The sequence below is a fragment of the Subdoligranulum sp. APC924/74 genome, assembly GCF_003324125.1.
Classification (GTDB): domain Bacteria; phylum Bacillota; class Clostridia; order Oscillospirales; family Ruminococcaceae; genus Gemmiger; species Gemmiger qucibialis.
Window position 1 is genome coordinate 108,817 of record NZ_PSQF01000002.1, and the last position, 22,566, is coordinate 131,382.

24 protein-coding genes and 1 pseudogene are annotated in these 22,566 nt (G+C 51.2%); 4 read left to right on the forward strand and 21 right to left on the reverse strand.

Annotation, left to right across the window (positions count from 1 at the left end; genetic code table 11):
* Positions 1 to 93 precede the first annotated feature (93 nt).
* Complete coding sequence (locus tag C4885_RS01720) at positions 94 to 318, reverse strand: DUF6870 family protein (RefSeq protein ID WP_176927043.1); 225 nt, start codon at positions 316 to 318, stop codon at positions 94 to 96.
* Positions 319 to 1,021: 703 nt separating this feature from the next.
* Between C4885_RS01720 and C4885_RS01730 the strand changes: the two genes are divergently transcribed.
* Positions 1,022 to 1,396 carry a helix-turn-helix domain-containing protein gene (locus tag C4885_RS01730; RefSeq protein WP_084730578.1) on the forward strand — a complete coding sequence of 125 codons (375 nt, stop codon included), beginning with the start codon at positions 1,022 to 1,024 and terminating at the stop codon, positions 1,394 to 1,396.
* A gap of 42 nt (positions 1,397 to 1,438) precedes the next feature.
* Here C4885_RS01730 and C4885_RS01735 read toward each other — a convergent pair whose 3' ends face one another.
* The 16 genes and pseudogenes from C4885_RS01735 to C4885_RS01810 all read right to left on the reverse strand — a co-directional run bounded on the left by C4885_RS01735 (position 1,439) and on the right by C4885_RS01810 (position 15,701).
* Complete coding sequence (locus C4885_RS01735) at positions 1,439 to 1,879, reverse strand: RNA polymerase sigma factor (RefSeq protein ID WP_113998765.1); 441 nt, start codon at positions 1,877 to 1,879, stop codon at positions 1,439 to 1,441.
* A gap of 466 nt (positions 1,880 to 2,345) precedes the next feature.
* On the reverse strand, positions 2,346 to 2,717 hold the full coding sequence (locus C4885_RS01740) for a metal-dependent transcriptional regulator (protein ID WP_105204238.1): 372 nt from the start codon (positions 2,715 to 2,717) through the stop codon (positions 2,346 to 2,348).
* An 11-nt stretch (positions 2,718 to 2,728) separates the two neighbouring features.
* A complete protein-coding gene (locus C4885_RS01745) occupies positions 2,729 to 4,477 on the reverse strand; it encodes an ABC transporter ATP-binding protein (RefSeq protein WP_087270565.1) in 1,749 nt (582 codons plus the stop codon).
* Complete coding sequence (locus tag C4885_RS01750) at positions 4,470 to 6,251, reverse strand: ABC transporter ATP-binding protein (RefSeq protein WP_087384159.1); 1,782 nt, start codon at positions 6,249 to 6,251, stop codon at positions 4,470 to 4,472. Before C4885_RS01750 ends, C4885_RS01745 begins: the two co-directional genes overlap by 8 nt.
* A gap of 126 nt (positions 6,252 to 6,377) precedes the next feature.
* Positions 6,378 to 7,337, reverse strand: coding sequence for an AraC family transcriptional regulator (locus C4885_RS01755; RefSeq protein ID WP_087235308.1), 960 nt, complete (start codon positions 7,335 to 7,337; stop codon positions 6,378 to 6,380).
* A gap of 5 nt (positions 7,338 to 7,342) precedes the next feature.
* Positions 7,343 to 8,755: an ABC transporter ATP-binding protein gene (locus C4885_RS01760; RefSeq protein WP_105204237.1), complete on the reverse strand. Its 1,413-nt coding sequence runs from the start codon at positions 8,753 to 8,755 to the stop codon at positions 7,343 to 7,345.
* A 4-nt stretch (positions 8,756 to 8,759) separates the two neighbouring features.
* Complete coding sequence (locus C4885_RS01765) at positions 8,760 to 9,443, reverse strand: energy-coupling factor transporter transmembrane component T (RefSeq protein WP_105204235.1); 684 nt, start codon at positions 9,441 to 9,443, stop codon at positions 8,760 to 8,762.
* On the reverse strand, positions 9,443 to 10,048 hold the full coding sequence (locus C4885_RS01770) for an MptD family putative ECF transporter S component (RefSeq protein ID WP_105204233.1): 606 nt from the start codon (positions 10,046 to 10,048) through the stop codon (positions 9,443 to 9,445). Before C4885_RS01770 ends, C4885_RS01765 begins: the two co-directional genes overlap by 1 nt.
* A 254-nt stretch (positions 10,049 to 10,302) precedes the next feature.
* Positions 10,303 to 10,467, reverse strand: a pseudogene (locus C4885_RS01775) (TnpV protein); the annotation flags it as partial.
* 65 nt (positions 10,468 to 10,532) lie between these two features.
* The gene (locus C4885_RS01780; RefSeq protein WP_105204231.1) at positions 10,533 to 10,958 is read right to left on the reverse strand and encodes an RNA polymerase sigma factor; all 426 of its coding nucleotides are present in this window, start codon (positions 10,956 to 10,958) and stop codon (positions 10,533 to 10,535) included.
* A 455-nt stretch (positions 10,959 to 11,413) separates the two neighbouring features.
* Complete coding sequence (locus C4885_RS01785) at positions 11,414 to 12,124, reverse strand: transglycosylase domain-containing protein (protein WP_105204229.1); 711 nt, start codon at positions 12,122 to 12,124, stop codon at positions 11,414 to 11,416.
* Between the two features lie 47 nt (positions 12,125 to 12,171).
* Positions 12,172 to 12,504 carry a YxeA family protein gene (locus tag C4885_RS01790; RefSeq protein WP_113998766.1) on the reverse strand — a complete coding sequence of 111 codons (333 nt, stop codon included), beginning with the start codon at positions 12,502 to 12,504 and terminating at the stop codon, positions 12,172 to 12,174.
* Between the two features lie 32 nt (positions 12,505 to 12,536).
* The gene (locus C4885_RS01795) at positions 12,537 to 13,154 is read right to left on the reverse strand and encodes a hypothetical protein (RefSeq protein ID WP_113998767.1); all 618 of its coding nucleotides are present in this window, start codon (positions 13,152 to 13,154) and stop codon (positions 12,537 to 12,539) included.
* Positions 13,155 to 13,167: 13 nt separating this feature from the next.
* Entirely contained in the window at positions 13,168 to 13,974 is an 807-nt protein-coding gene (locus C4885_RS01800) for an ABC transporter permease (protein ID WP_105204223.1), read from the reverse strand.
* Between the two features lie 13 nt (positions 13,975 to 13,987).
* Positions 13,988 to 14,794: an ABC transporter permease gene (locus C4885_RS01805; RefSeq protein ID WP_242979448.1), complete on the reverse strand. Its 807-nt coding sequence runs from the start codon at positions 14,792 to 14,794 to the stop codon at positions 13,988 to 13,990.
* A complete protein-coding gene (locus C4885_RS01810; protein WP_105204219.1) occupies positions 14,778 to 15,701 on the reverse strand; it encodes an ABC transporter ATP-binding protein in 924 nt (307 codons plus the stop codon). The genes C4885_RS01805 and C4885_RS01810 overlap by 17 nt, the downstream gene beginning before the upstream one ends.
* Positions 15,702 to 15,860: 159 nt before the next feature.
* On the opposite strand from C4885_RS01810, the gene C4885_RS01815 reads away from it, so the two are divergent.
* From C4885_RS01815 to C4885_RS01825, 3 genes are read left to right on the forward strand one after another with little or no spacing between them, the layout of a single operon-like run.
* Entirely contained in the window at positions 15,861 to 16,556 is a 696-nt protein-coding gene (locus C4885_RS01815) for a response regulator transcription factor (protein WP_105204217.1), read from the forward strand.
* Entirely contained in the window at positions 16,553 to 17,929 is a 1,377-nt protein-coding gene (locus C4885_RS01820; protein WP_105204215.1) for a sensor histidine kinase KdpD, read from the forward strand. Before C4885_RS01815 ends, C4885_RS01820 begins: the two co-directional genes overlap by 4 nt.
* A 39-nt stretch (positions 17,930 to 17,968) precedes the next feature.
* A complete protein-coding gene (locus C4885_RS01825; protein WP_105204213.1) occupies positions 17,969 to 19,093 on the forward strand; it encodes a VanZ family protein in 1,125 nt (374 codons plus the stop codon).
* A 172-nt stretch (positions 19,094 to 19,265) separates the two neighbouring features.
* On the opposite strand, the gene C4885_RS01830 is transcribed toward C4885_RS01825, so the two are convergent.
* The 4 genes from C4885_RS01830 to C4885_RS01845 are packed head-to-tail and all read right to left on the reverse strand — an operon-like array spanning position 19,266 to position 22,523.
* Positions 19,266 to 20,678, reverse strand: coding sequence for a relaxase/mobilization nuclease domain-containing protein (locus C4885_RS01830; RefSeq protein ID WP_105204211.1), 1,413 nt, complete (start codon positions 20,676 to 20,678; stop codon positions 19,266 to 19,268).
* 59 nt (positions 20,679 to 20,737) lie between these two features.
* Complete coding sequence (locus C4885_RS01835) at positions 20,738 to 21,088, reverse strand: hypothetical protein (RefSeq protein ID WP_105204210.1); 351 nt, start codon at positions 21,086 to 21,088, stop codon at positions 20,738 to 20,740.
* Positions 21,085 to 21,933 (reverse strand): nucleotidyl transferase AbiEii/AbiGii toxin family protein, encoded by an 849-nt coding sequence (locus tag C4885_RS01840; RefSeq protein ID WP_105204208.1) that lies wholly within the window; start codon positions 21,931 to 21,933, stop codon positions 21,085 to 21,087. The genes C4885_RS01835 and C4885_RS01840 overlap by 4 nt, the downstream gene beginning before the upstream one ends.
* The gene (locus C4885_RS01845; protein WP_113998768.1) at positions 21,930 to 22,523 is read right to left on the reverse strand and encodes a type IV toxin-antitoxin system AbiEi family antitoxin domain-containing protein; all 594 of its coding nucleotides are present in this window, start codon (positions 22,521 to 22,523) and stop codon (positions 21,930 to 21,932) included. Before C4885_RS01845 ends, C4885_RS01840 begins: the two co-directional genes overlap by 4 nt.
* Positions 22,524 to 22,566 lie beyond the last annotated feature (43 nt).

Genomic DNA, 22,566 nt, shown 5'->3' on the forward strand with positions numbered 1-22,566 from the left:
CCCGCAAGAAAAGAGTGGTTTTTGAGGTTTTCAGTTTTCATCCTTTTCCAAGTCCATCGTAACATGGTCTTTGGAAAAAATCGAGGATGTCAGTCATCTCAAAATTCCTTGCAGGCATTCCTCCAATGTGACCCCGTTGTTGGCAAAAGCAGCGTTTACCACAAAATCGCCACAGCGGAAGCGATATGGATTTTTGATTTGGTGAAGAAAGGCTGCAATCCGTTCCTCTTTGGGTAGTGCCTTATCTACCGCAACTTCACGGATGTCAACCAATTCATCGGTTGTAGCTGGTGAACAGGCTTGCATCAACTGGCTCATAGGGATACTCCTTTCTTTGTGGTCGTGTTCAAAGTTACATGAATACGCTGGCAGCCGAAACTGCCAGCACATGGTATCTAACTTTGAAAGGCAACCCCCATCGGCGCTCATGCACCGATGGGGAATCGCCGCGAAATCAATTTGGTTATCACGCCACATTTGCCACGCATCCCTGACGCTGGGGACAGAACAGGTCTCCGCTGGCGCGGCTGTCATAACTCCGCAGCGTCGTTCATAGCGTGCGCCGCAGGGTTCCCCCCAAGTCTTTGGCGGGCCGTGAGGAAGTATCTTTAAGCCCCCGCGCAGTCATCGCGCCGGATGTGCCACCATCCGGGTCACAGGGACGTTGATCGCTCCGAAACAGCTTGTCCATCACCTCCTGGCTGCTCCATCTTCGCGGCGCCCTGCACTCGCTCATACGCGGGTTATGTACCTGTTCTGCCGTGTATTCAGTTGTCAAAGATCAGCGAAGGAAAAATCCCCTTCTTGCTAACCATGACAAAAACAGGCAGTTTGTCCTGCCTGTAATGCGATTTTTTTGAAAAATATTTTTGCCTTGCCGCTTCAATAAGAGCCGCGGGCGAGTCAAGCGTACAGCAAGCACAATAAAATAGGTACTATCGTACTCAAATACACCTTTTATAAGGTTCTTCCTGCAAGGAAATGGGCACGATAAAATATAAACAAGGAGACGATAGTGCCTATGGAACTGATAAAAGAGCTGGGACGAAGGATACAAAAAGCGCGTAAGGAAAAAGGACTGACGCAGCAGGAACTCGCAGATCTGAGCCACGTTTCTCTGAAGCACGTTCAAGGCTGCGAAAGAGGGGTGAAGAACCCTTCTTTTGAGGTCCTGCGCGCTTTTTGCAAAGTCTTGAATTTATCTTTGGATTCCCTGATGAATCTCGACCTGCCAGAAGATGAGCAAGCCGCCAACGATATGCGGCAGCTTTACCTTTCGTGCCCTCCGGCTGCCAGAAAAGTGCTGTTAAACTCGACCCGTGCGTTGGCTGATGAGCTGAAAGAGATGGTGCAGACGGCCGGAGTTGGCCCAGATGAACATTTAGAGGATAAGTAAGCCGGTGGAGGAATAAAAACCCCCACCGGCTTTCTTTTGCCGCTATGCGGCGGTCAGGTTATCGGGCTGTGTCCAGCGACGCGCCAGCTTCTTCAGCCCGCGCCGGATGCTCTCCCACACGCGGCGGCGGTCAGCACCCTCGATCCGGGCAATCTCGGCCACCGTCATGCCCAGGTAAAACCGGGCGTAGATACGCCGGGCCTGGATGGCGGTCAACTGCATCAGCGCGGCGTACACTTCCTCCCGCAGCTGCTTCTGCTCCAGGATTTCCTCCGGGGTGAGCGGCCGGTTGAGGGCATCGTTTTCAATGCCATCCCCCCGGTTCAAAGAATAATGAGCCTTATGCCGGAACTTCCGGCGTTCGTAGGCGGCATCGTCCTGTTCCTGGCCCCGGATCGCGGCCAGCACTTCCTCGGCCACATCCACAAAGACATCGGTTTTATACACATCGGGATACAGCTCCCGAAGATTGATCTTCTGCATTATGTACCTCCATTTCGATTCACGGGTTGACGGGTGAAGCGAAATGAAGGCGGTGGGCGACACCGTTCGGGGAAATTCCCGAAAAAACGACAAGCAAAAGCGCCAGCATCCGAAGAACGGCGGCTGGCGCTGCTAAAAGAGGACTTATGACGCTTATGGACCAGCCACGATAGTGCCTGTTCATAAGCAGATGGAGGCCGATTAACGGTCAGACTTTTTTTGGCAGGTAAATTCCTGCCGGATTATGTCGAAGCTGTCTTTGCTTCACGGCGGCTCCCTCCTAAAGCCGCCGTGTCAGCGTATAGGCGTCACTCCTTTGTCGAGGGCATAAGGAACGGCGGCCTTGATGTTACTCAAAACCGCCGCAGTACCCTGAAAGTCCATTATGGGCGCACGAAGCTGCCTGCCCTGCAACGGTTTTTTTCTTTCCCCGTTTAGCGGGGCAGGATAGCTTGGCTTATTCGGTTTATTCTTGCTCTTGTGCGGCTGCCTCTTTCAGCCGCGAAAAGCTCTCATCGCTGATGATGTGTTCAATCCGGCAGGCGTCGGCCTCCGCAGTCTTGGGGTCAACGCCTGCGGCGATAAGCTGCTCGGTAAAGAAGCAATGGCGCTCATAGATTTTTTCAGCCACCTCGCAGCCCACATCGGTCAGATGGAGAAAGTGATCTTCGTCCATTGTAAGAAAGCCGCCGTCCCGCAAGGTAGCCACTGCATGGCACACGCTGGGCTTTGACACCTCCATGTGCCGGGCCACATCTACGGAGCGTACCATACCGAGTTTCTTTTGGAGAACAAGGATGGTTTCCAGGTAGTCCTCCCCGGACGCATGAAGTTTCATTAAGACCTCCCTTACTGTATCCGCCAGCCCTCGGCTTGTTCGCGGATTTGGATAAACTTCTTGTAAGTACCTTCCTGTTGCAACAGTTCCTTATGCGTACCTCTCTGAGCCACAGTTCCGCCATCAATCACAAGGATTTGGTCGGCGTTCTCAATCGTAGCCAGGCGATGGGCAATCGTAATAATGGTTTTGCCATGTGTCAGGGCAGAAATAGCTTCCTGGATCAAATGCTCATTCTCAGGGTCAATGCTTGCTGTTGCCTCATCCAAGATAACAATGGGAGCATCCTTGAGCATTGCCCTGGCGATAGAAATTCTTTGCTTTTCACCGCCGGAAAGAGAAGAACCCCCTTCACCAATCACCGTGTCATATCCGTCTGGCAAAGCCATTATGAAGTCATGGCAGCGGGCCGCTTTTGCGGCGGCGATAATCTGTTCATCCGTAGCGTCCGGGCTGCCGAATTTAATGTTATTCTTAATGGTATCCCGGAACAGGTAGACATTCTGAAAAACCATGCTGATATTTTTGAGTAGACTATCGCAGGTAAATCTGCGAATATCCGTTCCACCAATGGTAATCATTCCGCTGTTAACATCGTAAAAACGGGCAATCAGGTTACACAGCGTAGATTTTCCACTGCCAGATGGCCCCACGATGGCCGTTGTGCTATTTTGCGGAATTTTGAAGTTCAGGTCATGCAAAACAATCCGGCTGTCATATCCGAAAGAAACATCCCTAAACTCAATATCATAGGATGTCGGTTTTATGTCGGTGCCGTCCCGGTCGATATAGTTTACATTCTCCAACGCTTCCAGCTTATTCATGGCAGAGTCCACAACTCCGAGCATATGGGCCGCGTCATTGATATTCTCCACGCTGCCAAACATCACAAAAGAGAACAGAACAAACATCAGGAAGAATGCCATACTCATTTGTCCCTGCAACGCCTGCCATGCACAAATAAAGACAATTCCCATCGAAGCCAGTTTTAAGGCAAACAAATGCAGACAGTTAAAGGGAGTAAAGCCTTTTTCCACCTTGATATGAATATCTTTCAGGTCTTTACTGGCATTACGAAAGTTCTCAATAGAGGCCCCTTCCTGTCCAAAAGACTTCACAATGGAAAGCCCTCGGATGTATTCAATCGCTGCGCCGGACATATCTTCCATTGCTTTATGGGTTGTTGCAGCGTTTTTTTCACTGTGTCTGCTGATCCCTTGCAAAGCCAGCGCTGAAAGAGCAACGCCAACAATGGAAATAACCGCAGCAACGGGGCTGAAGAAGATCAGGCATAAAACGATGGCAATAAACTTTGCGTATCCATTGATGATGACATCCACCATTTTCATACCCTGTAATTCCAAAGTAGACAATTCCGTGGTAACGCCTGCCAGAATGTCACCGACACTGTTCTGTGAAAAGTACCCAAGGGGAACCCGTTTCAGTACATCGCCCAGATGAATACGCTGCCCGGCGGCCACTTCATATCCAATGCTCTCCTGCAATACTGCCCGGAGATAAGAAAGCAGGAAGTTCAATGCAATCGAGCCAATAATGATCCCCAGCATTTGCCAGATTAAAACAGTATCAATCGCAGTATTCGTCCAGTATGCCTGGATCGCTTTATCCAGTGCGAACGCGGCTGCCATTGTAGGAATAGCAGTAGACAAACTGCTGAAAAAGGAACACACAGAACCAAGATAGAGGCGGCCTTTATATTTACCAGCCCACCGGATAATGCGTTTCATTGACTTAAACATTGACAGCCACCTCCTTTTTCTCGCCCACAGACCAGTTCTTTGCACCAATATGAGCCTGCCACATATCCGCATAAAGCGGGCAGCGTTCCAGGAGTTCCTCCTGCTTTCCGCAATCAACAATCTGTCCTTTCTTCAAAACGACAATCTGATCTGCGTTTTGAATGGTAGACAGACGGTGTGCAATCACCAGCAGGGTCTTTCCTTTGGAAAGGGCCATGATGGATTTCTGGATTTTATCTTCATTCTGCGGGTCAGTGAAGGCAGTTGCCTCGTCCAAAATCACAATAGGCGCATTTTTCAGGATTGCTCTCGCAATAGCAATTCGTTGCTTTTCTCCGCCGGAGAGCCGCTTGCCAGCATCACCGGCCGGGGTATCATATCCTTTTTCCAGTCGAACAATGAAATCATCACAGCAGGCCGCTTTTGCGGCGGCATATACTTCCTCATCCGTAGCATTTGGATTACCCAGGCGGATGTTCTCTTTGAGAGAGCAGTTAAACAGGAAATTGTCCTGTGTCACGAAACTGACCAATTCGGAAAGCTGCCGGATGGAAAGTTCCTTGATATTCGTGCCGTCGATGGAGATGCTGCCGCCGGTCACATCCCAAAATCGGGCAATCAGCCGGGCAACGGTGGACTTGCCGCCACCGGATGGCCCAACCAGGGCTGTAAAACTTCCCTGCGGCATTTTCAGGCTGATGTCATGCAGCACTTCGTTTTGCCCGGTGCCATCATAGGAGAAAGATACATCCTGTAAAACAATATCTGTGTGCCTGATCGGAACAATTTTGCCAGAGTCTGGCAATACGGGCAGGTTCAGAAGTTCATTTGCGGCTTCTACTGCATATTCCATTGACTTTGCCTCGTTGATAAAAGTAGTAGCCTTCATCAGCGGGCCGACAATACTCAGCGAGAGAATAATTCCCATCGCCAATTCAGCAGGCGTGATACTCCCGCTCTGCGTCAACAGCAAACCAATGGGAAGTACCCCCAACAGGGTGGTGGGCATGATCGCCATCATCAGGTTCATTGTTTTCCAGGTACTCTTGAACCATGCCAGGGTAAAGTCCTTAAAGGACTTTACCGCTCCCACGAACTTCTCATAGGAACTGGTGCTTTGATTGAACGCCTTAACAACCTCAATGCCTTCCACATACTCAATAATGACATTGTTTACATGATTGTTTGCCTCCATATAAGCTGCGTACTGGCTGTTATAGTTCCGCATGAGAAAGAACATGGGGATCATAGCCAGAACCGGAGCAATCAGAACTGCAAGGCCCAAACGCCAGTCAATCGCCAGCAACCAGATAAAAATAGCAACCGGAAGGAGCAGGTTCGATGTCAGCTCCGGGATCATGTGAGCCAAAGGCGGCTCCAAATCCTCCACCTTGTCCATGATAATATTCTTCAAGTAACCGATCCTTCGTCCCATTACTTCGCCAAGGGGCGCCCTCATCAGACGGTTTGCGATTTTCAGGCGAATGCCTTCCAGTATCGTGTAAGCGGAGATATGTGCCAAAATTGTGGAAATGCCAAAGCAGATGACACGGATCAGGTATCCGCCTACTCCTACCAGACACCAGAGCAGGATGTTGTTCAAAGTAGCGGTCCGGTTAATGAACAGGAGCAGGATTTCATACACCGCCCAAAACGGAACAAAGCCTCCGGCAACACTTAAAATGGCACACAAAACCGAGAGGGTCATTTTCCCTTTGCAGGGACCTGCAAAAGAGAAAAGCGTTTTGACCCAATGCTCTTTTTGCTGCTTCATATCAATTCACCTCTCTCGATCAATTTAGCCAGCAAAGAAATAAGGATGGTTAATCTTTGCTAACCATCCTTAATGCTATCACAATTCAATTTTTCTTTCCGCTCCACACGGCCTTTTTTATTCCAATCAGATAATTGATTTTCGATATTCCAACGGCGTTTTTCCCATTGTCTGATGAAATGCGGACGCGAATTTGCTGGGGCTGTCATATCCCACAAGTCCCGCAATCTCCGCCACTTTCAGCGACTTATCTGATTTCAGTAAAGAGGCAGCATAGTTCATTCGATAGTTTCTCATGTATGTAAAAATCGGGCTGCCATATACCGATTTGAAACAGTTTTTCATAGGGGTCAGGGCAATATCAAACCGCGCGGAGAGTTCTTCCAAAGTATAGTTTTTGGTCAAATCCTGCGTCAGAAGTGCCTGGATCGCTTTGATTTTCTCAACCTGGCCTTTATAAAAATAGGGGCGTTCTTCTGTATGGCCCGAAAGTTCCAGTGCGTCCAGATACAGCAGCAGCTCCAACACTTTGATCTTGAAATAGTCCTTTTTGATTTTGACCGGGACATTGTAGAGTTCGGAAAAAATATGCTCAATGGCCGGTTCTCCTGGAATGACATAGGGTGTACGGTCGCTGCAATACTTTTTTTGCAATTCATAAAGATCCACAGAAAAGTCTTTCATAGAGGCCGGGATTTCCTTTGCCGCAGTCTCCATCTGAAAGCCAATGGAAATACCGTGATAGTGAGAAAGTGGAAATTCCACCTTGCCGGAATGATGGATGCGGCGATCCACCCGAAGATCGCCAGCCTCTAAATAGCTAAAGGCATTTTGGCCGACTTCCTGCTCAATGCGCCCTTCCCGGCAGTGGTCGATACAAAGCAGGTCCATATCTGTCTGGAAACCCGAAATGCACTCCTTCATGTGAAAATCATTATACATGAGAAATACACCGGGAAAGACATGATAGAGCGTCATCATGCCTTCACCAGAATTATCGCTTAAACGCATGACCTTGCAATCATCGGACTCGACCAGGTTTTGAACATTGGGGCCGTAGTACATTTCCCGGAACAGTTCCGGCATAGACGCTACCTCCTTTCTTTGGAGCATCCCTCCATATCAAATATTTTATCACAAGTCCGGCCCAAAAACTCAAAATCATGGGAAACAATGATGATAACTTTATTTTCATCATTCAACTTGCGGATCATGTTGCTCACTTCCAGCATACGATGATAGTCCAGCCCACTGGTAGGCTCGTCAAAGACAAGCACATCCTTGTCGGAGAGAATAGCGGTTGCCACCGCAAGGCGCTGCTTCTGGCCTCCTGACAGGGCCATCGGATGACGGTCTTTGAAATCCAGCAAATCAAAAGACCTGAGAATTTCTTCAATCCGCTCCGGCGGACAATCTGGCTGCGCCAGTTCACATTCGTTCCATACGCTGTCTGAAAAAAGCTGATGGTTCACATCCTGCATAACACAAAAGCTGGCCTTATTACGCTGTTTTGCTTTCAGTGTTTGCCCGTCCAGCCGGACTGTTCCATTCACTTCTTTCAAAAGCCCGCACAGGCAGCGCGTCATCGTCGTTTTTCCCGCGCCGTTATGACCGACAATCCCCAACACTTCGCCCCGTTTTGCAGAAAAGCCAAGGCCGCTGAATACCGGCTGCTTATCAAAGGCACAGGAAAGATTTTCTACGGATAAGCCTTCCTGCGCTCCTGGCGGATCGGCGGGAGGCAGCTCCAGCACAGGATGGACAAGACTTCTAAGCCCCATCCTGATACGCTGCTCATCCGAAAGATTGCGAAACTCATCTCTTGAAAAAGCCTGAACAATTTTTCCTTTTTGAATGAAGATCGCCCGGTCGATCAGGTCCATCAGAAAATATAGACGGTGTTCGGCAATAACAACCGTCCGTCCTTCTTCTTTGATCTGGATAATCTGCTGGCGTAAAGTGTCAATCGCGTCGGCATCCAGATTTGCTGTCGGCTCGTCCAGCACAAAAACGGACGGGTTCATGGCATATACAGAGGCAAACGCAAGACTTTGTTTTTCCCCGCCAGACATGGAAAAAATGTTTCTTCCCAAAAGCGATTGAATTTTCAGGGCGGAAACAGTGGCCTCATAGCGCTCTTTGATTTTCTTTGGTTCGACGCCTGCATTTTCCAGACCAAAAGTAATTTCGCTGTCCGAGTCAATATTGAAAAACTGAGATTTCGGATTTTGGAACACAGAGCCAACCTGTTCTGCCAGACGGTACATTTCTGTTTTCGGCACTTCCATACCGTTCACAATCGTTGTACCGGATAAAGTGCCGCCCTCGACAAAATGAGGGATTAAGCCGTTAATCAGTTTTGTCACTGTTGTTTTGCCACAGCCCGACTCCCCTGTAAGGACAACACATTCTCCCTGCTTAATATTTAGGTCAATATGGGAAAGCGTTCCCTGCTCTTTCTCATATTCAAACGATACATCCTGAATTTGGATCACATGGAACACCTCCTTATCCCACTGTAATTGAAATCACACAGAAAACCACACCTGCCGCCAGACATAAAAAGTCCTGCACGCCGAACTTCATTTCAATCATGCTTGTCTTTGGCGCAGGATTTTCAATGCCCCGCGTAACAGCGGCTGCGGACAATTCTTCCGCTGTCGTTGTTGCAGAAATCATGGTCGGCACCAACAAGCACTCAATTTTTTGTACCCCATGAATATTACGGAGCTTCATGGCATCCCGGATATAGCCGGTTTCTTCTTTCAAGGCCGGAAAATACCTGACGGTTACAGACAAAGGAATAATCAGTCCCTGCGGGATATGCCATTTCCGAAGTGCAACCATCAATTCCCGGACGGGCGTTTTCTGTAAAACCATCGTACCGACAATCAAACAAGGGAAAATCTTTCTTGCATAAGATACAATGATCGTGAAGCTGCTGGCTAAAATTTTTGGCCCGTTTGGGAATACATAGTATTGCAGCGCCAGACAAACCCCAAATGCGATTGCCAGTTTGCCTGCGGATTTTTGGCACCCGCAGGCAACGATCAGCAGGAGCAGAAAAACAACCCATGTAATTTCAACCCATACGGAGTGCTGGGTAAAGGCCACAATATTTGCCAGCACCAACAAAAGCAATTCCGTCCGTGGATCGAACCTTAATGTATGTTTTTTGCCCGCCCCATTCATCACACAATTCCTGCCTTTACAAAGTGCTTTTTGAACAGACCTCTGGCAATAAATGCTCCGATGATACCGCCGATGATTGGAGCAACAAACAGAACGATTAACATTGCATTGGACGACAGAGCTTCAACTGCCGCAACATAATCAGCGGGCATTCCCTGTTCTGTAATCTGTGCTAGGAAATCGGCCTTAAACAACCAGATGGGAAGGGGAGAACCAACCATCCCCAGCGAAAAAATCACATAGGCAATCGAATTCCCCTTGAAGCTGTTATACTTAGTCACCGCTCGAACAACTTCGGCCAAAATACAGGTAGAAGCCATCGAGATCAGGATTACAAGGGTAAATTGTCCAGTGACAAAATAGATAAGAGCAGTGATAAGCCCCATCAGGAAAACTGCACCCAGTTTTTGAACCTTTGCGACCATCAGCATAAAGGGAATGCCTGCAAACACAGCAATGAAGCCAGGCATAAGCATCCAAAGAACAGGGTGAATGCCTCCCAGAAGCATGAAGGCAAAGTTGATGACAAAGTAGATTGCGGAAAAGATACCGATGGTAATGAGGTCTTTTCCTTTCAGTTTTTTGTCCGTAATCACATCAGACATCGTAAATTCCTCCTTTTAGTTAGGTTGTGCTAACCCATAGGCTTTTTGAAAGCGCCCTTCGGCGCTTACAGTAACCATCATAGCAGACCCGAAAAGTCTTTTCCGCTCCAATCGGCCTTTTTTGTTCCGATAAGACTTTTTTTCTCTTTGCCGTTTACATGGTGTCATTCAAACAACTCTAAGAACATAAAAGCAAAAGCCGGGGAAATACACCTTACAGTATTTTGCTCCCGACTTCTGCTATATCACTAAATTTATATGTAGATTAGTTCTTGAAATAAAACTTCCTCCGCCTGTGCTTTCAGCGTGTTCATTAGCCCTACCCAGCGCATAGGGTCGCGGGCTTTCAATTCCTCGGTGACGCCTGCCGCCTCCATCATGCGGGGCAATATGGCGTCCATCCGTTCACGCGCGGCCTTAGTAAAAGCCGATGGAGACAAATTGCCCCCACCGGCTCTTTTTTTGCCGCTGTGCGGCGGTCAGATTATCGGGCCACGTCCAGCAGACGCGCCAGCTTCTTCAGCCCGCGCCGGATGCTGTCCCACACGCGGCGGCGGTCGGTGCCCTCGATCTGGGCGATCTCGGCCACCGTCATGCCCAGGTAAAACCGGGCGTAGATACGCCGGGCCTGGATGGCGGGCAGCTTCATCAGCGCAGTATACACTTCTTCCCGCAGTTGCTTCTGCTCCAGAATTTCCTCCGGGGTGAGCGGACGGTTGAGGGCATCGTTTTCAATGCCATCCTCCCGGTTCAGAGAGTAATGGGCCTTGTGCCGGAACTTCCGGCGCTCATAGGCGGCATCGTCCTGCTGGTGGCCCCGGATCGCGGCCAGGACTTCCTCGGCTACGTCCACAAAGACATCGGTTTTATATGTATCGGGATACAGGTCCCGAAGGTTGATCTTCTGCATGATGTACCTCCGTTTCAATTCACTGGTTGACAGGTGAACCGAAACGAAGGCGGCGGGCGACACCGTTCGGGGAAATTCCCGAAAAAACGACAAGGAAAAGCGCCAGCTTCCGATGTACGGTGGCTGGCGCTTTCTATATGCGTCTTATAGGTCTTATGAACCAGCCACGATAGTGCCTGTTCATAAGCAGATGGGGGCCGGTTGACGGCCAGGCTTTTTTTGGCAGGCAAATTCCTGCCGAATTATGTCGAAACCCTCTGTGCTTCACGGCGGCTCCCTCCTAAAGCCGCCGTCATATTCAGCACAGGGTCGTCATCCGTATGAGGACATAAAGAACGGCGGCCTTGATTTTGTCAAAGCCGCCGTAAGTGTGATTAGGCATGGTGATTGCCTGCTGAACGACGGCTTTTTTTCTTTTGCCGTCGCCCGGCAGATAGATCACATATATCTATCAGTTATGATTGGTCTTGCAAAATGCTTTGTGCCTCATCCTCGCTTATGTAGCCGTATTGAACCATTCTCTGTACGACATACTCTTGACGCTGTTCTGCCAGCTCTGGGTTGGATGTTAGCGAATAAACTGAGGGCGCATTGGGAATCCCCGCTAAGAGAGTACATTCATAATCAGTCATATCAATGGGGGCTTTCCCAAAATATCCTTGGCTTGCATCGTAAATACAGTAGTAGCCATCTCCAAAATAGATAGAATTGACATACAGCTCTAAAATCTCATCTTTTGTATAGGTGTTTTCCAAGCGGAATGCCATAAACATCTCAGCGATCTTGCGGACAAAACTTTTTTCCTGCGTAAAATACAGATTTTTGGCAAGTTGCTGTGTTATGGTGCTGCCGCCTTCACGCAGACTCCAAGAGGTCAGATTGTTCCAGGCAGCTCGGCCTATGGCAATCAGGTCAATTCCAAAATGCTGTTCAAAACGGTGATCTTCCACTGCCACAACGACGTCCAAATAAATCTCTGGGATTTCAGCAAGGGTCGTATAATCGGGATCAGCTCGAATCTCAGCAACTTTTTCCTCAAGAGGTTGCTCGGCAAGTGCATCACGGTACATTTTATAACCAAATCCGCCCAAAACACCGCCAACAACGAGCATAGCAAGCATCGCCAGCGCGAAGGAACGAATTAGGAACTTTCTTATTCTTTTCATGCTGCACCTGCCTTTCCGTTTGAAATAGCGCCTATACAGGCTCCAGTTTACGAATTACCATCGTATTGTTCCTGCACGGCGGCGGGCATTTCATCAAATTGCACTTCTGCCCAGGTAACGACACCACGGAATGGGGCCACCTTCAGGCATAAGTAGGCATCGTCAGTGAGAATCCGACTCGTTTCAAAGCTCAGTTCTTTTTCGGCCCCGGTTTCATCGTAGGCGCTTAATGTGTAGCGATCATTCATCGCTCCGTGTGGTGCGATCTCGGTCACACAGTCGTTGTCAATTTGCGTGTAGTAATCGGCGCTTTTCTGCGTGGCAAGAAAAGCAACAGCGATACATGCTACTACCAGGACAGCTATAACAGCAATAATGATTGTTTTTTCTTTGCGCTCATAACGTGTACTCCTTACTCAATTTCGATGGATACGGTTCCGTCTGTCTGGTCGCCCCACACACCGATATAAGTGCTTGTGCCATCTACTTCTACCGTGCCATCGTACTCACCGCTTTCCGAGAGAAGAATGACTGGATCATCTGCCCCTGAGCGAAGAAAAACTGCTGCTTCGCCGCTTTCGAGAGAAAGTGAACAGGTGATGTGGATCGTACTTCCCGCTCCTCGCTCCAGCGTAGTCCCACCAAATAAAATTTCTGTGCCCGTAAACTCGGAATATGTTGCTTCATAGGCTCCCGTGTAATCGTCAGCTCCGTTTTCTTTGTGACCCTGCAATTTGCTCTGAGGCGTCAAGGCCGCTGTTCCCGCATCGCCAACAAGTTCACCAAAGGCTTTCAAAATGCTGTCCTTTGCCTGGCCGTCGTCAGCTTCAGATAAATCACTAAGGATCTGCTCTGTTCCATCCGCCAGGCCATTCATCACAATATTCGTGCCATCTGCCAAGCCGTTCAACACGGCATCCGTGCCGTCGGCCAAAAACTGCATAGCTGCCCCGCATCCAGACAAACTGCCAACACAAAGGACTATACAGAGAAAGGTACAGATTTTACTTGTATCGTTTAATTTTCGCATGAACTCGCTCCTTTCATCTGGCGCGGCGTCTGCCGCGTCCCTTTTTGACCTTTTTTCGTTTGCTGTTGCCTGCTTTTTGGCTGGGGTGGGAAAGCAGCAAAATCGCCATCGTCAGAACCAGCACCGCCGCCATGCCTGCCAATGCCAGTAAAACGCTGGGAGCCTGCGTGGCACCGTTATATTCCTGCATATCAAAACCGGCGAGAATCAGCGCCGCCGAAAACGGATAAGCGGAGAGCAGGAAGCCGCCCTTGAAGAACAAGATGCAATACCCCAGGAAGAACGTCAGCAGCGAGCCACCCAGATAAGCCCCGCGTATCTGGCCGAAGATCAGGATCATCGGCATACAGACAAGGCCCGTGGTAAAGGCAGCGGCAATTACCTGTGTGCCCTGCTGGAGCAACACAGTGGAGGAAAACCCGCCGAGACCGACGAGCCATCCGGCCAAAACGGTGACAGCTACACTGTAAATCCCAAAAAGCAGGGATAAGCTCATCGTGACGATCAATTTCCCGCCCAACAGTTTGGGGTAGGATACCGGCACGGTCAACAGATTTTTCATGGTATCGTTTGTGTTCTCCCGGTCAATCAACCAACCGCCGATCATAACCAGCGAGAGTGGCAGGAACATCTGCGTATTTCCCCAAACCACATTGGAAAACAGGGTGACAAAATTATAGTTGGGGTCCCGCATCTCCGGGTTGAGGATCAACTGGCTGCCATATTGCACCACGGGGCAGAGGGCCAAAGCCACAATACCAACCAGCAGGATCTGGCAGCGCCGCAGCTTGCGCCATTCCCCTTTTAGAATACTCCACATCACGCACACCTCCTTAACAGCTCTGGCGCTTATAGACCAGCGCGATCAATGTCAGGAACACTGCCGACTCCAGGACTACGACCAGGAACGCCTGGGGCGTTGTCACAAAGTAAGGACTGATCCGCTCCATCAATTTCGTCATCTGTGCGCCGGATGTGTCCAGATACTGGAAGAACCAGCGGAAAGCCAGCGGTCCGGGCAGCAGCGTACCCGGATTGAATCCAAACGGCTGCGTGATAAAAAAATCATTTGTGCCCAAGATGTAATTGATCACCGTGTAGAAAAAGGTGATGATCACAGAGATAATATAGCTGCGGTTCAAAAGCACGACCAAAAGAACGCAGGGCAGCGCCCCGGCCCACATCAGAATCCCTTGCCCGATGCCTACAAAAAACAGTCTCCAAAAGCCGGCCGGTTCCAGCCCGGATGCCAGCACGATCCCCAGATTGACCAAGCCGCCAATCGCCATAAACGCAATGGAAAACAAAAACAGCAGCGTCATCTTTGCCAGGGCCAGCGCAGGTTTGCTCACAGGAATGGTCATCAGGTTCTTTAAGGTGTCGTTGTCCTGTTCTTCAAAGAGCAGGTTGGACGCCAAAACCACCACGGCGGGCATCAGGAGCAGATAGGCGCTCAACTGAAACAGGGTGGACATCAGCCGGTCTACCGCTTCCGCGCCGCTGGCAAAGTCCTGCATTTCCGGCAGAAACAGCGCACAGCACAGTGGAATCAGGGCAGAAATGGCCGCCGCTGCAAAGAATAGCGGCTTGCGTTTCAGCTTGGAAAATTCACAGCGCAACAGTTTAAGCAATGCCTTCACCCCCTGTGACCTTCTTGAAGTAATCTTCCAGGGTATCTTCATACAGGTGCGCATCGGATACCGTCAGCCCGGCCCCCACAAACAGGCTGATGGCTTGCGCCGTATCCAGGTGCAGATCCCGGACGGTCAGCTCGTTTGCGCTGTCCACAGTCATATCGTGAATGCCCAGCCTTTCGTACAGCAGCCTTCCGGCCGCTGCGGCATTGGAAACCGTAAAGCGGAAATATTTCCCATTCTTTGCTTCCAGCTCCTCCAGGCTTTCTTCTTCCACCAGTACGCCGTGGTCAATGATCCCCACATCATCCGCCAGCAGGGCGATCTCAGACAGGATATGGCTGGAGATCAGGATGGTTTTCCCGGTGGCGTCGCACAGTTCCCGGATGAAATCGCGCACCTCTGCGATACCGATGGGGTCAAGGCCATTGATCGGTTCGTCCAGGATCAGAAGCTCCGGGTTGTGCATGATGGCCAATGCGATGGCCAACCGCTGTTTCATGCCGAGAGAATACTGAGAGAACAGCTTTTTATCCCGATACGGCAGATTGACGACCTCCAGCGCGCTTTTGATATACTTGGGGCTTTTCAGTCCGCGCAGATCGGCAAAGATGCGCAGGTTTTCTGTCCCGGTCAAATTGGGGTAGAACCCCGGCGACTCAATCAGCGACCCAATGCGCGGCAGAATCTTCTTCTCGTTGCCGCGAAGCGGCTTGCCAAACAGGCTGACTGTACCAGAGGAAGGGTCGGTCAATCCCAGAAGCATCCGCATGGTCGTTGTTTTTCCGGCGCCGTTGCGGCCCAACAAGCCATAAATGCGCCCCTGGCGCACATGGATGGAAAGGTCGGACACACTGGTTTGCGCCCCATATTGTTTGGTAAGGCCGCGTGTTTCAATCACATAATCGCTCATGTGCGAGTACCTCCTTGTCGTGATGATTGAATCATACCATCCCAACCTTGAGATAACTCTGAGCCAACCTTGAATTATCTCTGAGATTTGGTTGGCAGAATAGGCATCCGCGCCTCTTTGCGGTATAATGTGAGTAAAGACAGGTGGTGAAAATATCTGATGACAAATCATAAAATCTTGCTGGTCGATGATGACCAGAATCTATTGGAAATGCTGTTCTCGATTTTCAAGCGGGCAGGCTATACGAACCTTTTGACCGCCGCATCTGGTGCGCAGGCGCTACGGGTATGGCGGGACGAACAGCCAAACCTGATCGTGCTGGATGTGATGATGCCGGACATGGACGGTTTTGCCGTTTTGAAGGAGATACGCCGCACAAGCCGGGTCCCCGTCCTGATGCTGACCGCTCGTGGTGAAGCGGAGGATCGCATTGAAGGGTTAGAGATTGGTGCAGACGACTATCTCGCCAAGCCGTTCCTGCCCAAAGAATTGTTGCTCAGGGTCGGTGCGATCCTCAGCCGCGCCTACCCGGAGCAAAATAAAACGGTGGAACTTGCCGGAGCCACCGTGGATATGACCAATGCAGAAGTTTGGAAACATGGTGAGAAACAGACACTGACCGCCAAAGAGATGCAGCTGTTTGAAAAGCTGTATCAAAACGCGGGACGGATCGTCACGACAGGTATCCTGTGCGAAACGATATGCGGAGAGTTTTGGCAGGGGTATGAAAGCACCCTTTCCACCCATATCCGGCATTTGCGGGAAAAAATCGAAGAAAACCCGTCAAAGCCGGTTTCCCTTGTCACGGTCAAAGGGCTTGGCTATCGCCTCAATCTCAAGGAGGTGTCGCCATGAACGCAGTGCAGCGGTTTTTCCGCCGTTATATCATTTCCACCATCGGGATCGTAGTTTTATTTTTGGCCGTCAACATTGTCCTGTTCTTTGCCATCCTCATTCTTGGAAGCATGAGCGGTTCGGACGCCGTTTTTTCTGTTGAAACATTTTCCGATCATGTCAGCCGCCAGGATGGAACGTGGAGGGCCGATGATGTTGCCCGTTCTATGCTGGAAGAACACGATGCCTGGGCGATGCTGCTGAACGAAGAGGGCGATGTCATCTGGCAGCAGGACCTGCCGGAGAATCTGCCGCGCTCCTATACCAGTGCAGAGGTGGCCTCTTTCAGCCGTTGGTATCTGGAGGATTATCCCGTCAAAGTGTGGACGCGGCCAGATGGCAAGCTGATGGTCGTGGGCTTTCCTCCCGAAGCTCTGGTGAAATTCTACTACGCTGTGGAACAGCCCTATTTGGGCGCTCTCCTCACTGGTGGAGTCGCCGTATTTTTTATCAACCTTTTTTTGATCGTTTTCCTGATTTTGCGAAATACGAGGAATGTGGAAAAAGCGATGACACCCATTCTGCAAGGTATCCAGAATCTAAGTCACGGAAAAGCGGAGCATCTGGCGGAACAGGGGGAGCTTGCCGAGATCAACGCCGGGTTGAACCGGGCCGCAGACTATATGAGGCAAAAGGACAACACGAGAGCGGAGTGGATTCGTGGTGTATCCCACGACATCCGCACACCGCTTTCAATGGTGCTGGGGTATGCCAGCGAGCTGGAAGATGACGGCAACCTTCCGCCGGACGCAAGAAAGCAGGCAGGGATCATTCGCCGGGAAAGCGAAAAGATGAAACGGCTGATTGATGATTTGAACCTGACTACCAAGCTGGAATATGCGCTCCAGCCCGTTCACTTCCAAGATATGGATTGGGTAGAGACCAGCCGCCAGGCTGTCAGTGAAGTGCTGAATAGTGGTCTGGACAGCCGGTATGAAATCGTATTTGCCGAGATGCAGCCAGGGCGCTCGCTCCACCTTTTGGGGGACGATGGACTGCTGCGGCGTATGCTGGATAATTTGATCCGCAACAGCATCACCCACAATCCGCATGGGTGCAGAATTTCCGTTTCTGTCGGAGAAGAAAAAGGACATTGCCTTTGCATAGTTTCTGACGATGGCATAGGGATCGAGCCGGAACGTCTGAAAGTATTAAATCGCGGAGACGACATTACCAGTACCCAAGGCAGCGATGAAAAGAACGAGCATGGTCTTGGCTTAAAACTGGTGATGCAGATCGTAAAAGCTCATCGCGGAACCGTTTCTTTTTCCGACAGCACCCCACATGGGTTGGAAGTCAGAATCTCTCTGCCGACCCAGCCACTTATTTCATAAATCTCGGCAATATAGAACAAAACCCCGAAAGGAAAACAGATGAGCCAATATCTTGAAGCACTGCGGCAGGCGATGGTCATTTACCCGATGATCGTCGTCCTGTTTACGGTGCCATACATCGCATGGAGTTATCATAAATATGGATCGGTCCTCAGTTTACGGGTTCTGATCGTGTACAGCTTTCTTCTGTACCTTCTCTGTGTCTACTGCCTTGTCATTCTACCGCTGCCTACGCCGGAAAAGGCCGCCACTCTGCATGGGCATAAGGCGCAGCTTATCCCGTTTTCTTTTCTTGCCGATATAGTCAAGCAAGCAGAAATCCAACCTGGACAGCCTGCCAGCTGGCTTCACATTTTCACAGGCAGCGCCTTCTGGACAACCATTTTCAATCTATTTATGACGATGCCGTTTGGCGTCTATCTGAGATACTACTTTTGTTATCACTGGCGTAAAACATTGCGGCTGTCCTTTTTATTATCTTTGTTTTTCGAGCTGACCCAGCTCAGCGGTCTGTATTTTGTCTATCCGGGCAGCTACCGCCTGTTTGATGTGGATGACCTGATCGTTAACACAGCGGGCAGCATGATTGGATTTGCTCTGGCCGGGCCGGTGAGCCGTCTGCTGCCCACCCGGCAAGAGTTGGATACCGTCAGCTTCCAACGGGGTGCTTCCATATCCTTTACGCGGCGTGTTTTTGCCTTTCTGGCCGATATGGCTTGCCTGACCTTTGCATCGTGCATCCTGGCCGTGTTCGTAGTCCCGTTTGGAATCACCCTTTCCATTCAATGGCTGCCGGTTCTATTTCTTCTATACTTTGGGCTGCTTCCTGCTTTTTGTCACGGGCAGACCCCAGGTAAGCGGCTGACACGAATGAAAATCGTGCAAGCGAACAGCGACACAGCGCATTGGTATCAATATTTTCTTCGGTATGGCCTGCTGATAACTGGTCTGGTCGGAGCGCCGTATTGCTTGAACCGGCTACTATTCATTCTGATGGATGTATTGCATCTGGACAGCTTAGCATCACTCGTACTGCATGGATTGTTGATCGGTGGGTATTTGTTCTGGCTATTCTTTGCCGGGATTCGCATGGCCCTGCACAAACCCTTGTTCTATGAGCGATGGTCACGGACAAAGTTAATAAGTACAGTAAAACGCACATAAAATCAGACTTTGTAATATTGCAAGATAAGGACGGGAGTGACTGGCAAGCGATGCCTGTGGCTATCCAGATAGCCCCACGCGCTTGTTGTGGGAAGTCCCCCAAGCCCCCTTTGAACACAGATTTTCAATCTGTGGCTGCGCGTTCTTGCGAACGCTTTTGACCGCGACCAGCTCACCGCTGTCCGTGGTCTTTTTCTTTCTGTTGCGGTTCGGTCTGCTCCATCGCCAGGACCCGATCCACATTGTTCTTGACCGTCAGCAGCTCCCGCATGGCGGCGCGGGCCTGCCGGTACTCTCCGTAAGCCTTTTTCTTATCCGCCAGCAGCTGGGCATACTCGGTCTGAAGCTCCTTGATGGTGGGCAGCTTCTTCACATTCAGCTCGTTGAAGGCTTCCTTGGCGGCCTGGTGCAGCAAGATTTCCTCCTCATGCTCCTGCCGGAATTTCTTTGAATACCCGGCCTTGCGATAGGCCACATAGGTGTCACGGGTCTTGGCGTAGTTGACGATATGGGTGCGCAACACGGCGATCTCGGCCATGCGCTTCTCGGCGGCCTTGATCTGATCGGACAGCGCATTGTAGTGAGCCGTCGCCTCTGCTGTTTTGGTTTCCAAATCGGCATAATCCAGCAGCCCGTGTTCGGACAGATAGTTGAGGGTCTGCGCCATCTGTTTGAGGTTGAACACCTTGGCCCAGCGGGCGTACCCGGCACCTTTTCCGGCCTGGAGTTTTGCCTGGATGTCCACCAACAGATTGACCTTGGGCGGGGCGGCCTGTGGGGCAGGCTGCTTGCGGGGCGTATGCTCTTTCTGGCCGGAAAGGACTGCCAGCAGATCGTCCAGCGTGTAGCCGTCCCCCAGCCGGTCAAAGCGGACGTTGTTGCCCCAGCCCTCCGCGCCGATGGAGATGGTCTTGCCGCGCCGGTGAACGGTAAAGCCGTCCTGTTTCAGCAGGCGCAGCAGCTCCTCCAGGCTGGCCGGTTTCTGTGCCAGCGCCCGGTCAATGGCCTGGCGCAGCTGCTCCTTGTGGGAGGGCTTCGCCGCATCACCCAGCCACTTGTTGTAGCTCTGGCCGCGCCGCTTGAGAGCCTCCACAATGGAGTAGCCATTCTCGATGCAGATGGTGTCGCTCAGGCGGTGGACAGCGCGGGTGCTGCCCCAAAAGTTGCGGAACTTGCGGTCACACTCCAACGTGGTGGAGTTCCATATAATATGGTTGTGGACGTGAGCCTTGTCGATGTGGGTACAGACGATGAAAGCGTGCTTACCCTTGGTGAAACGCCGGGCCAGCTCCACGCCCAGCCGATTGGCTTCCTCCGGCGTGATCTCGCCCGGCACAAAGGACTGCCGCAAGTGGTACGCAATCACATCGTCTGCTCCGCGCATCCGGCCGGTGCGGGCGGCATAGGTCTGCTTATCCAGCAGGAACTGCGCGTCGGCCACGCGGCTGTCGCATTGGTAGCTGGTAATGAGCCTGCCGTGGTCGGTCTTTTCTGGATTTTTTACATAGTCGATGATGTCGCTGATCGCCTTGCCGACCGTGCGGCCCTTGCCAGCGTGCAGCGGCATGATGCGGGTGGTGGCCATGTGGGGGTCCGCCTCCTTTCCAAAAAATAAGCGGCCTGCTCATCACAGACCGCATCGGTTTACTCTATATCAGTTTCCTCGTCCATATCAAAATCGAAATCTTCCTCAATACCATCTTCCAATTCATCCAGCTCCATCCTGGGCGGGAACCGCATTTCATACTGCTCCGTTGCCAAGGCCCGCACGGCATCCCGCCTGTCTTTCATCCGTTTCTTCAGCCATGAAAGCTGTTCTTTAGATAATCGCCAGGGAAGGTTGACAAGCCGGGTAAGCGTCATTTCTTCCGCCTGCTTTTCTGGCGGGAGAGCGGCGCAGGTTTTACAGATGTGCGCGGCATGGCCTTTGCCGGAAAACTTTTCGTTTGCCTTATACTCGCCACAGACCTTGCAGTAGTGTCCACGCTTTTTCATACCGTGCCCTCGCAACGAGCGAACAGCTGACGGACCGCAGCCATGACCGTATCCCAGCCAAGGTCGGACGCATAGGAGAACTTTTGCTGATAGACCGCCCACAGGTCCTGCATGACCGGGCTGTTCTCCACTTCATCAAAGACCTCGGCGGCCTCGGCCAGATGGCGCTCGGTGCCGCGCTTGTGGGCTGTCGCCAGCAGCGCGTCATGGAGAACGTGCCGGTCCAGAGTGCTGCCATAGAGTTGTTGCAGGATGGCGATGTCGTAAAAATCTCTCATACGGGTGTTGGTCGTGGTGCGGGTGATGATGGTTTCCAGCTTTTCGGCCAGCACGGTCTCCAGGTTATAGGCCCAAACTTCGATGGAGCGGTCCTCCAGCATGAGCTTGAAGCTGTACCGCACCTCTTTAGGGGTGATGGCGTCGCCGGTGGAAATGTCGATTTTCAGCGGGGTGCGCACCCCGTCAAAGAGCGTTGTCATCGTGACCCGGATGCCGGGATATTCCGCTTCATCCATGATTTCTGAAATGCTTTTCACCTGGAAGGTAACGCCGTCATCAATGGGAACAGCGATGATCTCGGCCATCATGTTCTCCACATCCTCGACACTGACGTTGGCCCCCTTGACCGTTGCGTCCAGGTCCATCGTAGAGCGGGCGTCCAGACCGACCATCGCGGCCACCAGCATCCCACCCTTGAGGATGAATTTGTCCCGGTAGGACGAGAGAGAAATGCGTTCCAGAAAACGCTCCATCATATAGTTGCGCATCAAAACCTGCGCATCCGCAGCATTTTTCTTTGACAGGTTACGGATCAAATCTTTCAGCTGTCTGGCTGTCTTTATCATAGGAGTACCTCCAAATACTGGCGTAAAATCTTCTCGACCCGGAACAGCTTGGCATAGCGCACCAGCGTCCGCAGGTCCTTGTCTTTCCGGCGGGCATACGCTTTCAAAGCGTCCTGGAATGTCTGCATCTCGATATGACTCCGGCTGCGCAGCACATCGCAGATCGTCCGTTCCATATCATAGACCGGCACATCGTGACCGAAGGGGGTCTGCGCGGTTGTCAGGCCGACCTCATGCAGCTCCGCCTTGATGGTAAAGACCTGGACGCCCTCGTCCTTGAGCCGGGTGGGGTTGTACCCTGTCTTGACCGTGACAGAATAGGCCAGCGGCTCCCGGTCGGTCAGGTCGTGGAAAAACAGCGCCGTTTCATGGGAAAAAACCGCCTGCGGACAACGAAGATGCAGCAGATACATGGCGTCCACCCAGGCGTCTTTGGAAAGATAAATCCCATGCGCCGCCTGTTCCAGCCCACGAGACTGCACGAATTGATAAAAAACAGGTTTTGAGATCCCGGCCGCGAGGGCCTGCCCGGTGCGCAGCATCCCATCCTGACGTTCCATCAGCTGGTCCAGCCGTTGAAATTGGCTCACGTTCTTCACCTTCCTTTCATGCTAATATTATACGCAAAATTAG

Bases quoted from the DNA above. Each gene is read 5' to 3' on its own strand.
- C4885_RS01720 (WP_176927043.1), bottom strand. From the start codon at position 318: ATGAGCCAGTTGATGCAAGCCTGTTCACCAGCTACAACCGATGAATTG.
- C4885_RS01730 (WP_084730578.1), top strand. From the start codon at position 1,022: ATGGAACTGATAAAAGAGCTGGGACGAAGGATACAAAAAGCGCGTAAG.
- C4885_RS01735 (WP_113998765.1), bottom strand. From the start codon at position 1,879: ATGCAGAAGATCAATCTTCGGGAGCTGTATCCCGATGTGTATAAAACC.
- C4885_RS01740 (WP_105204238.1), bottom strand. From the start codon at position 2,717: ATGAAACTTCATGCGTCCGGGGAGGACTACCTGGAAACCATCCTTGTT.
- C4885_RS01745 (WP_087270565.1), bottom strand. From the start codon at position 4,477: ATGTTTAAGTCAATGAAACGCATTATCCGGTGGGCTGGTAAATATAAA.
- C4885_RS01750 (WP_087384159.1), bottom strand. From the start codon at position 6,251: ATGAAGCAGCAAAAAGAGCATTGGGTCAAAACGCTTTTCTCTTTTGCA.
- C4885_RS01755 (WP_087235308.1), bottom strand. From the start codon at position 7,337: ATGCCGGAACTGTTCCGGGAAATGTACTACGGCCCCAATGTTCAAAAC.
- C4885_RS01765 (WP_105204235.1), bottom strand. From the start codon at position 9,443: ATGAATGGGGCGGGCAAAAAACATACATTAAGGTTCGATCCACGGACG.
- C4885_RS01770 (WP_105204233.1), bottom strand. From the start codon at position 10,048: ATGTCTGATGTGATTACGGACAAAAAACTGAAAGGAAAAGACCTCATT.
- C4885_RS01780 (WP_105204231.1), bottom strand. From the start codon at position 10,958: ATGCAGAAGATCAACCTTCGGGACCTGTATCCCGATACATATAAAACC.
- C4885_RS01785 (WP_105204229.1), bottom strand. From the start codon at position 12,124: ATGAAAAGAATAAGAAAGTTCCTAATTCGTTCCTTCGCGCTGGCGATG.
- C4885_RS01795 (WP_113998767.1), bottom strand. From the start codon at position 13,154: ATGCGAAAATTAAACGATACAAGTAAAATCTGTACCTTTCTCTGTATA.
- C4885_RS01800 (WP_105204223.1), bottom strand. From the start codon at position 13,974: ATGTGGAGTATTCTAAAAGGGGAATGGCGCAAGCTGCGGCGCTGCCAG.
- C4885_RS01810 (WP_105204219.1), bottom strand. From the start codon at position 15,701: ATGAGCGATTATGTGATTGAAACACGCGGCCTTACCAAACAATATGGG.
- C4885_RS01815 (WP_105204217.1), top strand. From the start codon at position 15,861: ATGACAAATCATAAAATCTTGCTGGTCGATGATGACCAGAATCTATTG.
- C4885_RS01820 (WP_105204215.1), top strand. From the start codon at position 16,553: ATGAACGCAGTGCAGCGGTTTTTCCGCCGTTATATCATTTCCACCATC.
- C4885_RS01825 (WP_105204213.1), top strand. From the start codon at position 17,969: ATGAGCCAATATCTTGAAGCACTGCGGCAGGCGATGGTCATTTACCCG.
- C4885_RS01830 (WP_105204211.1), bottom strand. From the start codon at position 20,678: ATGGCCACCACCCGCATCATGCCGCTGCACGCTGGCAAGGGCCGCACG.
- C4885_RS01835 (WP_105204210.1), bottom strand. From the start codon at position 21,088: ATGAAAAAGCGTGGACACTACTGCAAGGTCTGTGGCGAGTATAAGGCA.
- C4885_RS01840 (WP_105204208.1), bottom strand. From the start codon at position 21,933: ATGATAAAGACAGCCAGACAGCTGAAAGATTTGATCCGTAACCTGTCA.